This window comes from Roseomonas indoligenes (genome assembly GCF_017813365.1).
Classification (GTDB): Bacteria; Pseudomonadota; Alphaproteobacteria; order Acetobacterales; family Acetobacteraceae; genus Roseomonas; species Roseomonas indoligenes.
Window position 1 is genome coordinate 1 of the sequence record NZ_JAGIZA010000034.1, and the last position, 12,098, is coordinate 12,098.

Annotated in this window: 12 protein-coding genes and 2 pseudogenes; 9 read left to right on the plus strand and 5 right to left on the minus strand. The window is 68.5% G+C overall.

The window, feature by feature from the left end; all coding sequences use genetic code 11:
• The coding region (locus J5Y10_RS29015) for an inorganic phosphate transporter (protein WP_432761267.1) at nucleotides 1–193 on the minus strand (193 nt) is incomplete at its 3' end.
• 45 nt (nucleotides 194–238) lie between these two features.
• Between J5Y10_RS29015 and J5Y10_RS28960 the strand changes: the two are divergent.
• From J5Y10_RS28960 to J5Y10_RS26255, 7 genes and pseudogenes are all read left to right on the plus strand, one after another.
• Nucleotides 239–493: pseudogene (locus tag J5Y10_RS28960) on the plus strand (recombinase family protein); the annotation flags it as partial.
• A gap of 128 nt (nucleotides 494–621) precedes the next feature.
• A complete protein-coding gene (locus J5Y10_RS28195) occupies nucleotides 622–942 on the plus strand; it encodes a hypothetical protein (RefSeq protein ID WP_245215121.1) in 321 nt (106 codons plus the stop codon).
• A 31-nt stretch (nucleotides 943–973) separates the two neighbouring features.
• On the plus strand, nucleotides 974–2,170 hold the full coding sequence (locus J5Y10_RS26235) for an MFS transporter (protein ID WP_209377100.1): 1,197 nt from the start codon (nucleotides 974–976) through the stop codon (nucleotides 2,168–2,170).
• A 115-nt stretch (nucleotides 2,171–2,285) separates the two neighbouring features.
• Nucleotides 2,286–2,459: a recombinase family protein gene (locus J5Y10_RS28965; protein WP_408901604.1), complete on the plus strand. Its 174-nt coding sequence runs from the start codon at nucleotides 2,286–2,288 to the stop codon at nucleotides 2,457–2,459.
• Between the two features lie 78 nt (nucleotides 2,460–2,537).
• Entirely contained in the window at nucleotides 2,538–2,780 is a 243-nt protein-coding gene (locus J5Y10_RS26245; protein WP_209377102.1) for a hypothetical protein, read from the plus strand.
• A gap of 465 nt (nucleotides 2,781–3,245) precedes the next feature.
• Nucleotides 3,246–3,959, plus strand: coding sequence for a 2-keto-4-pentenoate hydratase (locus J5Y10_RS26250; protein ID WP_209377103.1), 714 nt, complete (start codon nucleotides 3,246–3,248; stop codon nucleotides 3,957–3,959).
• Between the two features lie 13 nt (nucleotides 3,960–3,972).
• Complete coding sequence (locus J5Y10_RS26255; protein ID WP_209377104.1) at nucleotides 3,973–4,752, plus strand: SDR family oxidoreductase; 780 nt, start codon at nucleotides 3,973–3,975, stop codon at nucleotides 4,750–4,752.
• A gap of 38 nt (nucleotides 4,753–4,790) precedes the next feature.
• Here the strand turns inward: J5Y10_RS26255 and J5Y10_RS26260 are convergent, their stop codons facing one another.
• From J5Y10_RS26260 to J5Y10_RS26270, 3 genes and pseudogenes are all read right to left on the minus strand, one after another.
• On the minus strand, nucleotides 4,791–6,377 hold the full coding sequence (locus J5Y10_RS26260) for an ABC transporter substrate-binding protein (RefSeq protein WP_209377105.1): 1,587 nt from the start codon (nucleotides 6,375–6,377) through the stop codon (nucleotides 4,791–4,793).
• 29 nt (nucleotides 6,378–6,406) lie between these two features.
• Nucleotides 6,407–7,354 (minus strand): amidohydrolase family protein, encoded by a 948-nt coding sequence (locus tag J5Y10_RS26265; RefSeq protein ID WP_209377106.1) that lies wholly within the window; start codon nucleotides 7,352–7,354, stop codon nucleotides 6,407–6,409.
• Nucleotides 7,355–7,479: 125 nt separating this feature from the next.
• Nucleotides 7,480–7,989, minus strand: a pseudogene (locus J5Y10_RS26270) (transposase); the annotation flags it as partial.
• A gap of 364 nt (nucleotides 7,990–8,353) precedes the next feature.
• On the opposite strand from J5Y10_RS26270, the gene J5Y10_RS26275 reads away from it, so the two are divergent.
• Nucleotides 8,354–8,524, plus strand: a complete 171-nt coding sequence (locus J5Y10_RS26275) for a hypothetical protein (RefSeq protein ID WP_209377107.1) — start codon at nucleotides 8,354–8,356, stop codon at nucleotides 8,522–8,524.
• Nucleotides 8,525–8,706: 182 nt separating this feature from the next.
• Nucleotides 8,707–9,429, plus strand: coding sequence for an SOS response-associated peptidase (locus tag J5Y10_RS26280; RefSeq protein WP_209377108.1), 723 nt, complete (start codon nucleotides 8,707–8,709; stop codon nucleotides 9,427–9,429).
• Between the two features lie 39 nt (nucleotides 9,430–9,468).
• Here the strand turns inward: J5Y10_RS26280 and J5Y10_RS26285 are convergent, their stop codons facing one another.
• Complete coding sequence (locus J5Y10_RS26285) at nucleotides 9,469–11,490, minus strand: DUF4139 domain-containing protein (RefSeq protein ID WP_245215123.1); 2,022 nt, start codon at nucleotides 11,488–11,490, stop codon at nucleotides 9,469–9,471.
• Nucleotides 11,491–12,098: the final 608 nt, after the last annotated feature.

A 12,098-nucleotide genomic window follows, 5' to 3' on the forward strand; every position in this document is an offset into this window, starting at 1 on the left:
CGCCCCAGCGGACGGCGGAGGCGCGGCGGGCAGCGCCGACGCCCACGATGGCGCCGGTGATGGTGTGGGTGGTGGAGACGGGAATGCCGAGCCAAGTGGCACCGAAGAGGGAAAGGGCGCCGCGGACTGAAAAAAGACACACGGTCGAGGTGCCGGAGCGCGTGCGCCAGGTCAGGTCGGGAGCCCAGGGCACTGAAGGCAGCTACAGCGTCTGCCGGATCAGGGGGGAGCGGGGCTGATGGCCGGCTCGCGCTTCCTCTCCCGCACCTTCACCCAGCCCCGCTACGCGGTGGGGCTTCATCGGGTCTCCACCGCTGAGCAGGACCACTCCGGCCTGGGGCTTGAGGCGCAGCAGGCCAGCGTCCGGGCCTTCGTCGAGCGGGAGGGCTGGACACCGGTTGCCGAGCACCAGGACATTGCCTCGGGCAAGGACGACCGCCGCCCCGGGTTCCAGGCGGCCCTGCCGCGCTGTCGCCAGCTCGGGGCGGTGCTGGTCGCCGCGCGCCTCGATCGGATCACCCGGCGCGCTCACACCCTCTCGCAGCTACTGGAGGGCGGGATCTCGATCCGGGCGGCCGATATGCCCGGGGCGGACGACCTGATGATGGGGTCTACGCGGCCATGGCGCAGAAGGAGTGGGAGCTCATCTCGGAACAGACCCGGGCGGCACTGGCCGCGGTACGGGCCCGTGGAGTGGGCCTGGGCGGGGATCGGGGGTGGCGGCCGCCATCGCCGCCCTGTGCTGCCGCTGCGGCCCAGCTGCGCCAGGAGAAGGCGACCCGGACGGCGCATCGGCTGGCGCTGGAGGCGCTCCGGGGGGAGGGCATCACCACCAATGCGGAGCTAGCGCGGGCGCTGATGAAGACGCCCTATGGTAGGACAGCCTGGACCCATACGACGGTTGCGCGCCTACTGATGCGAGCGGGGATGAGAGAAGCGTAGAACACCCCCAGGGCAGGGAAGGTCGGCCGCGATGAAAAATCCCAGTGTCTGGGCAGTTGTGATTGCCGCGGCCGTCGCAGCGTCGATGGCCATGGGGATACGCCAGACCTTCGGATTGTTCCTCCTGCCCTTGGGCACGGAGACAGGTATCTCGGTCGTGACCCTCGGCCTTGCCGTCGCCCTGCATAACCTGACCTGGGGCATCGTCCAGCCGGTGACCGGCATGCTGGGCGACCGCTACGGTGCAGGGCGCGTCGCCGCCGTGGGAGGGCTTCTCTATGCCGCCGGCCTCGGCCTCGTGGCGGTCCACCCATCGGCTGTCACGGCCTTCGTTGGCATCGGCCTCATGACAGGCCTGGGCGTGGGGTGTGCCGGAACCGGCAGTGTCATCGCCGCCGTGGGGCGCGCGGCCCCGCCCGAGCGCCGGGGCAGCCTGTTGGGAATCGCCGCCGCCGGTGGCTCGGTCGGGCAGGCGTTGCTGGTACCCTATGCGCAGGTTGGCATGGGCTGGTTTGGTGCGGTCGCGACATTGGGCGCAATGGCGATTGCGGCGCTGTTCATTGTGCCGGCCGCGCGGGTCATGGAATGGTCGCCCCGGAACCCACTGGCGCCACGCCGCAGCTTGTCGGAGTTACCTGGCTTGGCCCGGAGCGCCCTGCAGGAACGCGACTTCGCGCTGCTGACGCTGGGCTTCTTCGCCTGTGGCTTTCAACTCGCCTTCCTGACCACTCATCTGCCGGCGCATCTGGCCCTATGCGGCATGCCACCCTGGCTCGGCGCCACCTCTCTAATGCTGGTAGGCCTGTTCAATATTCCGGGCTCCTGGCTCTGCGGTAAGCTGGGAGGTGTCATCCGGCCGGAGGTCGCACTGGGTGCGGTGTACCTGGTCCGGAGCTTGGCGATCGCGCTCTTCGCGACCCTGCCGGTCACGGAGTGGGGCACGCTGCTCTTTGCCGCCGTCCTCGGATCCATCTGGCTTGGCTCGGTACCGCTGACCGCTGCCGCGATCGCACGGCGCTTCGGTGTGGCAGACCTGGGGGCGCTGTACGGTGTCTGCTTCTTCAGCCACCAGATCGGCGGCTTCCTGGGTGCGGGCGCTGCGGCCGTGCTCGTGCAGACGACCGGCAGTTACGCCGCTTTCTGGCCGGTGATGGTCCTGGTCGGACTGGGCGCGGTCGCCGCCAACTGGGCCACCCGTGGTCCGATCCGAGCGGCGGCAGCAGCCTGAGCGGGGAAGCAGCTAGGCCCGGGCTGTGCTGACCTAGTACCGTCAGCTGGGACGGGGCTGATGTCGGCACGCCTCGATCGGATTACTCGGCGCGCCTACACCGCTCTCGCGGCTTGTGGAGGAGGGGATCTCGATCCGGGCGGCTGACATGCCCGGGGCGAACGACCTGATGCTGCGGGTCTACGCGGCCATAGCCCACAAGGAGCGGGAGCTCATCTCGGAGCGGACCAGGGCGGCGCTGGCCACGGCACGGGTCGTGGGGCGTTTGGGGTCAACCGCCGCGACCTGAGGACGTTGCGAGCAGCAGGCGAGCCCGCTGGAGCGTGGGTGCCTCGGCCCGAGGGGGCCACTAACCGGAGGGAAGTCCATGTCCACCCGTCGCGCGCTGCTTGCCTCGCCCTTTGCCCTGCTAGCCGCAGTGGCGCCAGCTGCCGCCCAGCCTTGGTACGAGGAGCGGCGCCGCCGCGAGGAGTACGAGCGCTGGCGGGAGCAAGAGTTCCGCCGGCGCGAACGCGAGGCGCGGCGAGCTCGCCGGGAGTGGCGTCGAGAGGAGTGGCAGGAGGAGCGGGAGCGAGAAGCCTGGGCTGCCCGCCAGCGCTGGGGCCGCTGACCCGCCGCGGAAGCTCTGAGAGCTGACAGCATTGAAAGCGTGGCGGGACCTGATCGCGGAACGGACCTGGGCGGCGCTTACGGCCGCTGGGGCGGTGGTGGCCGGGACGGGGGAGGGGCCGCCATTGTCCCATGTCCGGCGAAGCGGCCCAGGCACGCCGGAAGGAGGAAATCCGGACGGCGCACCTGGTCATCGAGGCACTCCGGGGAGAGGAGATCCGCACCAAGGCGGGGCTCGCGAAGGCGCAGATGGAGAGGGGGCGGCACCGCGGGGTAGAGGCGTATAGACCCGCAAGGCGGTGGCGCGGGCCCTTGGGCGGCTCGGGGTGCTCAAGCCGGCCGAATGCTTCCTCGACGATCCACCGCTCTCGAACCATCATTGAGCTTCGCCTTTGGGTAGTGGTGCTGCGTGGATATCCAAGCTGTCGCGGATGCGCTGTGGCAGGCGAGACAGGAGGGCCGCCACATGCCCGAAGAATGGTTTGGCCGGCTGGATCTAAGCTCCGCCTACGCAGTCCAGCTCGCATTTCTTGATCGGTATATCGCCGAGGGTGAGTTCCAGGCGGGCTGGAAAGTCGGTCTCACCGCACCAGCCATGCGCGCACAGCAAGGTGTTCACGAGCCTTGCTTTGGGTTCCTGCTCGGAAGTGGGCACCGTGAAACTGGCGCAGCATACCGTTTCGACGATCTAATCTCTCCGGGCTTTGAGAACGAGCTCTGCCTGACGATTGGCAGTACGCTGCGCGGCCCGGGAGTGACCGTTGAGGAGGTGGCCGCAGCTGTCACTCACGCTGCTCCCGCGCTTGAGATCGTCGAGAAGCGCGGCAACTTCGCCGCTGATCTCCCACTCGCGATGGCAGACAACGCCCAGCAGAAGGGCTTCGTGACGGGAAAGGCCGTCGCGCTCAGGCCGGAGAACCGTGATCTTGCCGGTGCTCGGGTCAGGATCCTCATCAATGGAGCGCAGCGCGAAGAGGCCTCCGGAGCAGAGGTGATGGGGGGTGGTGCGCTGCTATCGATCGTGTGGCTCGCCAATAAGCTGGCTGAGTTCGGGCGCTCGCTGGAGGCAGGAATGCTCGTCATGTCCGGCTCGTTCACTAAACAGTACGCGCTGGCGAGAGGTGATGTGATCGAGGCCAGCTTTGAGCCCTTCGGCTCGGTCCACGCTCGCTTCGAGTGAAGGGAAGACGTTTATGGACCTGGGTATCCGAGGCAGAACCGCGCTCGTATGTGCCTCCAGCAAGGGGCTGGGAAAGGCCTGCGCCGTCGCGTTGGCCCGGGAAGGCGTGGCGTTGACCCTCGTCGCTCGTGGGCGAGACGCGCTGGAGGCGGCAGCCGATGATATACGGCGGACCAGCGGGGTCCAGGTTACTGCCGTCGCGGAGGATATCACCACGGAGGAGGGACGGGCGCGAGTTCTCGCCGCCTGCCCTCAACCCGACATCCTGGTGACCAATGCCGGTGGGCCGCCGCCGGGTGACTTCCGGCACTGGAACCGGGATGCCTGGATTGCGGCCATGGACGCAAACATGTTGACGCCCATCGCCCTGATCCGGGCCACGGTGGACCACATGATCGCGAGGCGCTTCGGCCGGATCGTCAACATCACCTCAGCAGCCGTGAAGGCGCCCTACGATCACCTGGGCCTCTCGAACGGCGCACGAAGCGGGCTCACAGGTTTCGTTGCGGGAATCGCACGAAAGACCGTGCGGCACAACGTGACGATCAACAACCTGTTGCCGGGGCCCTTCGACACGGACCGGCTGCGAAGCACGCTGGAGGCGCAGGCGCAGGCGACCGGCCAGAGCGTCGAAGCGGTGGTCGAAGCGTGGCGGGGCGGCAACCCCGCCGCGCGCTTCGGCGACCCAGAGGAATTTGGCCAGGCCTGCGCCTTCCTCTGCAGCGCCGGGGCCGGCTTCATCACGGGCCAGAACCTGCTGCTCGACGGGGGTGCCTACCCCGGGACCTTCTGATCCGCTGCTGCCCCGGCATCCGGGGCAGCACCGATCCGCTACCCGTTGCGAAGGTTCCAGAACACCGGGAAGCCGCTCATCACCCCGCTCAGGTCGCGCCGATAGGCTGTCGCGTAGAGGTACTGGCCGAGGGGAATGTAGGGCACATCCAGGAAGGCCCGGAGCTGGAGCTCCTCAGCCACGCGCTTTTGCGCGCCCTCATCCGGAGCGTCCAGCCAGCGCATCCGCAACTCCTCGATTTGCGGGCTGCTGGGCCACCCCGGCGCGGCGGCGGCCTCGTTGCTGAAAAGATAAGTGTGGGTCATCGGGGTGCTCTGATCGAGCCCGCCCGTGAAGTTGCTGAGCAGGTTCCAGCCGCCCTTGTCCGGAGGGTCCTTTTTGGCCCGCCGCTGCGCCACCGTGGCCCAGTCCGACACCTGGTAATCCACGTTGAAGCCCAGCTGGCGGAGCAGGTCCGCCGTCACCTCGCTGACGGCGTTCAGAACGGGGACGTCTGTCGCGCCGAGCAGCACCACCTTCTTGCCGTCGTAGCCGGCAGCCCGGATCGCCTGCCTTGCGCGCTCCAGGTCGCGTGGCCCGGTCAGGGCCTGGATCCCCGAACCGCTCGCCATCGGCGTGCCCGGGCAGAAGAAGCCAACCCCATCCTTCCACATGCTGCGATCGCTTCCGACCGCAGCTTCCATGAAGTCCGCCTGACTGACGGCGCCGATGAGCGCGCGCCGGATCGACGGGTTATCGAAGGGGGGATGCAGATGGTTGAACCGCATGCAGCCGATGTAGCCGGTCGGGTCCTGCACCTGGATCGCGAGCCGCCGGTCCCGCCGCAGTAGCGGCAGGAGATCGGGCGCGGGCAACTCCCACCAATCGATCTCGCCCTGGCGCAATGCCGCGGCAGCCGTGGCGGCATCCGGCAGGATGCGCCACTCTACGCGGTCAAAATGGACGACCTTGGGCCCCGAGGTCCAGTCCGCCTTGCCGTCCTGGCGCGGCTCGTAGGCGGCGAAGCGCTCATAGACCGTGAGCGCTCCGGGAACTCTCTCATCGGCCTTGAAGCGGAAAGGACCGCTGCCAACCATCTCGGTGACCGGCGTGAAGGGATCGGTTCGGGCCAGACGCTCGGGCATCATGACGCAGAGGTTGTTCGTCGCCTTGCCGAGCGCCTCGGGCAGTTGCGGGAAGGGGCGCTTGAGGCGGAATAGAATGGTCCGGTCGTCGGCCGCGGACAGCTCGTCCGTCGCGGCGAGCAGCAAGCGGCCGAAGTTGTCGCGCTGGCCCCAACGCCGGATGCTGGCGACGCAATCGCGCGCCAGCACCCGCTCCCCATCGTGCCATCGCAGGCCGGGTCGGAGGGTTAGCCGCCACTGGCGCCCGTCCGCCTCGACGGAGTGGCCCTCCACCATCTGGGGCGTGGTCTTATAGGCGCTGTCCTGGCCGTAGAGGGTATCGAATACCAGCAGCGCGTGGTTGCGGGTCACGTAAGCCGTGGTCCAGATCGGATCCAGGGTCGGCAGGTCGGACTGGGGGGCGAACTTCAGGACGCTGCTGCCCTGGGCCGCGCCGATGCGCGGCGCCGTCATCAGAGCTGCCGCTCCCGCCGCTGCCTTCAGGATACCGCGCCGTTTCATGTCGCCTGCCTCGCTCCGAGCTGCCTTGGCTACCGAAAGCGGTAGTAGCGCTCGGCGTTGTCGTGGAATACGGCCCGCTGCTCCGCCGCCGACAGGTTGCGAACGATGTCCTTAAACCGCGTGCAGATCGCATCGAAGCTCATGCTTCGACGTGCCACCGGGTAGTCACTTCCGAACATAGTGCGCTCAACCCCGAAACTGTCGATGCATCGCATCACTGTCTCACGTTGATCTTCGGACCCGCCTCCATAGGAGCCGAAGTTCGACGTTTTGATTGCAATGTTGGGCGCCGCTGCCATCAGAGCCAGCCCGTGGCGCCAGCGCTCGATCCCATCCGGGTCACGATCAATCGGTGTGCCGCAGTGATTGATAATGATTTGGAGATCAGGGAAGTCGCGCGACAGACCGGCCACCTCCTCCGCCTGATAGGGGTTCATCAGCAGATCGAGCGAGAGGCGATAGCGGCGCAGCAACTCCAGGCCTTGCCGCCAGGCGGGGTCGCCGAGCAGTCCTGCTTCGGCCCAGCGCTTGGCGGGGTCAGGATGCCATCGGATTGTTTCGCGAACTCCAACCACGCGCGGGTTCGCGGCTAGCTTCTCCAATATTCCGCCGGCGGCGGGTTCGCGGAGCGGGGCATAGGCAACATAACGGCCCGCGATGCCATCAGGCCGGTCGAGGCTGTCGAACCATTCCACCTCTTCAATCGGACTGTGGCTCCGGTCCCAGAGTGCCTCAACGCAAACAGACGCGACGATACCCTGGCCTCGCGCATCCTGAAGATAGTCGCCGGGCATATAGTCGCGTCGCAGAAAACCAAGATCGCCCAGGGATTGCAGTCCGCCAACGGGCGCGGTCAGCCATGGGTGGCGTCCCATGGAGAGGTCCCAAAGATGATGATGCGCATCGATAATCGGCCCATCGTAAAGCGAATCAGGCGTGACTCGGTCTCCCTCCGCCGCGGTGAAGGCTTCGCGCATGATTGCAACCCGCGAGTTTGGTCTGTCCGAAAAGCCTGCAGCAGAACCGCAGCCCAGGCAATCCTTGCGAATGGCACACGCTCTCGGCAGACTGTGGCGTAACCACTAAGTGACCGTTTGAGAAATCAGTGATGGGCGATCCTGCGGAGCAGGAGGGCGTCCATGGCGACGTGGATCATGGCCTCGGAAACGTCGAGGCGTCGCTCGTAGTCGTGGACCAGGCGGCGCCAGCAGATCATCCAGCCGAAGGTGCGCTCCACCACCCAGCGGGGCGGAAGGATCTTGAACCCGTCCTTCGGGGTGGACCTTCGGATAACCTCGACGACGAAATCGAGGAAGGCGGCCTTGTCCATCAGCTTCGTCCGGTCATAGCCCGCATCCGCAAAGAGGTGCTTCAGCCAAGGCCAGCGGCGACGAATGGCGGTCAGAGGCGCTTTGACCGTCTGGCTGTCCAGCACGCCGCCCGTGGGGCTTGCCTCACGCCCTGCCGCCTCGCGGTCCAGCATCAGCACCATGTCGTGGATAGTCCAGAACAGCAGGCGCCGGACGCAGCGCCGGAACCACCAGTACACCGTCTGCCACGGCCCGAAGTGGACCGGCAGCATCCGCCAGCTTCCGGGTCTCAGGGCCAGGTAAGGCGGAAGTTCACTGGGCTGCCAAGCTCGCATCGGACAGGCCATCTGACCGACATGCGGCTCTCGCAGCCGGAGAGGAAGGGCTAGCCCCGGCGTGCCCGACGTCGGTGGGCCATCTCGGTCGCGGGCTGCCAATCCGAGTATTTATTGGGAGGAATGGGTCAGCAGCGCCGTCCCCTGCCCTTCGGGGGTGGAGCGCAATGCGCTCTAGGGACCTGGATGGGGTTGCCGCCTGCCATTCCCGTTCAGGCTCTACGCGGCCAGGTGTGCCTTGAGCCATCACTAGCCGAAGCCGGCGGTGAATTTCTCGTTGAACCTCCTTCTCCGGTTCGCGTTAGGGCGGAAATAACGGTGGGGGTTCCGCATGGCGAAGGCAGGCTATTTCGCGCGCCCGATCGAGGCGGACGGCAAGCATCATCCGCAGATCGTCAGCGAGAAGGATCAGGAGCCGGCCCGGTGGTCCGATACGGTCCACAAGGTGGCCGACACCGTCCGCGGCTGGCTGATTCCCTCCGCCTCGTCCAAAGAAAACTGAACGCCTTCCCTCCGGCGCCTGACAGGATACAACGCCGAACAGGATACGACGCCGAAGCGCGGCGAGGATCGGCGCAGGACCGCCGGGTTGCGCCCTGGCGAGGCACCTGTCACCGCGGCGATGCGCACAAGCTTGGCACGGCTGCTGGCACTGGCACTTCTCGGGCTACTATCCTCCGGCTCATGTGCAATCTCTACACCGCCCGGACCAACCCGCATGCGATCCGGCAGGCCTCGGGCGCCGCGCGCGACCTGCTGGGCAACCTGCAGCCGCTACCGGGTATCTACCCTGACTATGCCGCCCCCATCGTTCGGACCGCGGCGGACGGGGTGCGCGAGATGGCCATGGCGCGCTGGGGCATGCCGAGCCCGGCCTTCGCCCTCCGGGGCAAGAAATCCGACCCCGGCGTGACCAACGTCCGGAACACCGCCTCCCCGCACTGGCGCCGCTGGCTCTCGCCCGAGCATCGCTGCCTCGTGCCGCTCACCGCCTTCAGCGAGCCCGACAAGGTGGAGGGGAAGTCGGTCCCGGCCTGGTTCGCCCTGGGCAAGGGTGACGACCGGCCGCTCGCCTTCTTCGCCGGGATCTGGGTGCCGCAGTGGACCAGCACCCGGAAGGTGAAGGAGGGTGAGGTGACGGCCGACCTCTACGCCTTCCTTACCACCGAGCCGAACGCCGAGGTGGCGCCGATCCATCCCAAGGCCATGCCGGTGATCCTGACGGAGCCGGAGGAGCTGGAGGCCTGGATGACGGCACCCTGGGGCGCGGCGAAGGAGCTACAGCGGCCGCTGCCCGACGGGCTTCTACGCGTGGTCGGTCACGGGAAGTCGGACCAGCCGGCGGAGGAGGACCTTCCGGGCGGGGACGTGCGACCGTTCCAGAGCTGGGAGGGGAGCCTGCTCTAGCCGCATAGAGAGACTGTGTCGGTTTCTGCGGTCCGGCCTCTATCGCGGCGTGGATGCCAGCACGCCCTGCACAGCGCGCTGCCAAGCTTCCCACGCGTTATCCGCGCGGGTGCCCGCCTGCTCCACTTCCAGGCTCGCTCGGTTCAGCGCTCGCCGCGCCTCCTCCTTCGCAGCCCCGGAGCGGTCTTCGGCGGCCGCCCTTGCCCGGTTCAGCGCCGCCTCGGCCGTGGCGTAGGCGCGCCACTGGGCAGTGAAAGCGTCGAGCAGGGTACGGGCCTGCGCCATGCTCTCCGTCAGGCGGGCGAGCGGGTCGCGGCCCGGCGCGTCGGGCGGCATGCCATCCAGGGCCGCGCGCAAGCTTTCCAGCGTGCCGGGGCCGCCGGGGAGGCGGCGGAGCGTCGGTTGCACCTCGATGCTGCGCCAGGAGAGGAGCAGCGGGTCGCCGAGGCCGGCATCCCAGATCGTGACGAGCTGCTCGGCCTCCCGCTCGAAGGCGAGGCGGAGGGTGACGGGAGTGCCGTCCAGCGCGGCGCGGTGGCGGAGGCCGTAATCGCCCTCGCTCTGCACGGGAAAGAGGGGCCTCGCGCCCTCCCGCCGCGGCAGGTCGATCAGCAGGGGACCGCGAGCGCCGCGGGGATCGATGGCGAGGGCAAGCTCCTCGGTCTGCAGGGTCTTCAGGGCCACCTGCCCCGGGCGGAAGGAGGCGGCGACGGCGCGCTGGGCCTCGTGCCGGGAGGATGTGACGAGCACGTCCCGGTCCCGCCCGAAGGCGAGGAGGCGGGGCTGGCCGGAGGGCAGGGCGCGCATCTCCGCGTCGCCGAGCCAGGCACCAGCCTCTGCGTTTTCCGCACCGAAGACGGTGACGATGCCGTCGGGGAGGGTGCCCGCCGAGGCGTTGGTGATCCGCACGGCCTGCAGGGGGTGGCGCGCCACGAGGTCCTGGATCCACCAGACGCGCTCGGCTGGCAGTTCCACGTCCAGGAAGGGGAGGTTGGCCGTCATGCCCGCGCGCATGGAGACGGGCGAGGGGAGGGTAAAGGCGATCCGGCCCGCCGAGGCGGCCGCGAGGGCCGGCGCTGCGGCTTGCGCGACCGGCGCGGGGGCGGCGCGCGCAGCCTCGTAGGCGCGGCTGCGCGACATAGGCTCGGCGGCAGGTGGCGGCGGGACGGGGCGGGGGCCGGTGTCGGCCTCCACCCGGACGCCCTCCGCGACGCGAAGGGGCAGTTCCTGCCTTGGCACGCGGATGGGTTCGTAGAGGGGCTGGTGCAGGCTCGCGGCCTCGCCGGAGACGAGGGTGAGGCGAACGCGGTCCCAGTCAGCGCCCGAGAGGTTCTCCACCACCGCCCAGCCCTGCAGGCGGGCCTGGGACGGGCTGCCGGAAGAGGGGACCACGAGACGCCAGCTCGGCTTCCAGACCGGGGCAGGAAGGACGGTCGTGACGGCGACCTCGCGCGGGCTGGTGCCGCGGAGGAGGACCTCGATCAGCCGCCCGTCCTCGCCGCGCGCGGTGGCCAGGGCCTCTGCCGCGCGGGCGACCCGGGTGGCGAGGGCGGCGTCCTGCAGGCGGGCCTCCGCGCCATCTCCCAGCAGGACGGAGGTGACGCCGGCGGGGGTGATGAGGGCGAGGCGCAGACCCTTCTCCGTCTCGGCAGCCTCGCCGATGCGGCCGGTTGTGCCACCGGCCTCCACCACTTGGCCTCGCAGGGCGTTGAGGAGCGCGGCGCGGTTCTCGAAGTCGTCTGGCTTGAGGGGAAGACCGCGGAAAGCTTCCGCCGCGAGGTCGCGCGCGGGGAGGCGCACACCCTCTACGGTGCCGGCGGGATCGCGGACGAGGAGGCTCTTCAGGACGTCATCCACCGCTTCGACCGGTACGTGGAAGGTGGCGCTGGCGTCAGCCGGGAGGGTGGCGCCGCGGTCCACCTGCATGAGGCCGCTGGAGGACATCACCACGCCTGTGACGGGCAACTCGTCCGCGGGCGCGGGAAAGGTGAGGATGGTCAACAGCAGCGCGAGCCGGCGCATGGTATCCTCCGTGCAGACGTCCGCGAAGGCGGGCGACAAGAAGCCTTCCTTGCATGGTGGTCGAGGTCAATCTCGGCGGATCGCCGGTGCGAGGCGCCAAGCGTCAATGATGCGAGGACGCACTTTACCGGAAATTGCGGCTGGGCTGCACCTTTACCGGGCGGCGCGATCCCGGCTCCAGCCGTCGCACCTCGGCCGCTGGCCCGACCAGCCGATCCCACATCCTGTCCCCGCGCTGTCCACTTGGCCCAGCCTGTCCGGCAGGTCGGAGCGGTCCTCCAACCGGTGGGCGATGAGGTGGATGATGGGGATCTCGGTGTGGCCGTCCACGCGCTATAGGTGCTGAGGATACCTGGCTTCTGCTCAGAACAGAGCGGAGCGTTGGTGGCGCGAGGGCAGCCAACACCCTCCCGCGCCACCCTGACCCGCTCTCGTCAGGGCTCGGGTCCGACCCAGGGATCTGACGAAGACCCAGACCAAGACCCTCGCGCCCACGCAGGCGCAGATCCTGACCGCCGCTGCTCAGAACCCGACGCGGCTGGCTGAGGCACCGTCGAGGAGGTTTCTGCGCCCGACAATGGTACTCCGGTGGGACTGCAGGTCAGCCGGTGACGGCGGGCGGGCGGATCATGCTGCATGGTGCAGGC

Coding starts and splice junctions, on each gene's coding strand:
- J5Y10_RS26275 (WP_209377107.1), top strand. CDS start 8,354: ATGGCGAAGGCAGGCTATTTCGCGCGCCCGATCGAGGCGGACGGCAAG.
- J5Y10_RS26255 (WP_209377104.1), top strand. CDS start 3,973: ATGGACCTGGGTATCCGAGGCAGAACCGCGCTCGTATGTGCCTCCAGC.
- J5Y10_RS26260 (WP_209377105.1), bottom strand. CDS start 6,377: ATGAAACGGCGCGGTATCCTGAAGGCAGCGGCGGGAGCGGCAGCTCTG.
- J5Y10_RS28195 (WP_245215121.1), top strand. CDS start 622: ATGGCGCAGAAGGAGTGGGAGCTCATCTCGGAACAGACCCGGGCGGCA.
- J5Y10_RS26235 (WP_209377100.1), top strand. CDS start 974: ATGAAAAATCCCAGTGTCTGGGCAGTTGTGATTGCCGCGGCCGTCGCA.
- J5Y10_RS26280 (WP_209377108.1), top strand. CDS start 8,707: ATGTGCAATCTCTACACCGCCCGGACCAACCCGCATGCGATCCGGCAG.
- J5Y10_RS26245 (WP_209377102.1), top strand. CDS start 2,538: ATGTCCACCCGTCGCGCGCTGCTTGCCTCGCCCTTTGCCCTGCTAGCC.
- J5Y10_RS26265 (WP_209377106.1), bottom strand. CDS start 7,354: ATGCGCGAAGCCTTCACCGCGGCGGAGGGAGACCGAGTCACGCCTGAT.
- J5Y10_RS26250 (WP_209377103.1), top strand. CDS start 3,246: ATGCCCGAAGAATGGTTTGGCCGGCTGGATCTAAGCTCCGCCTACGCA.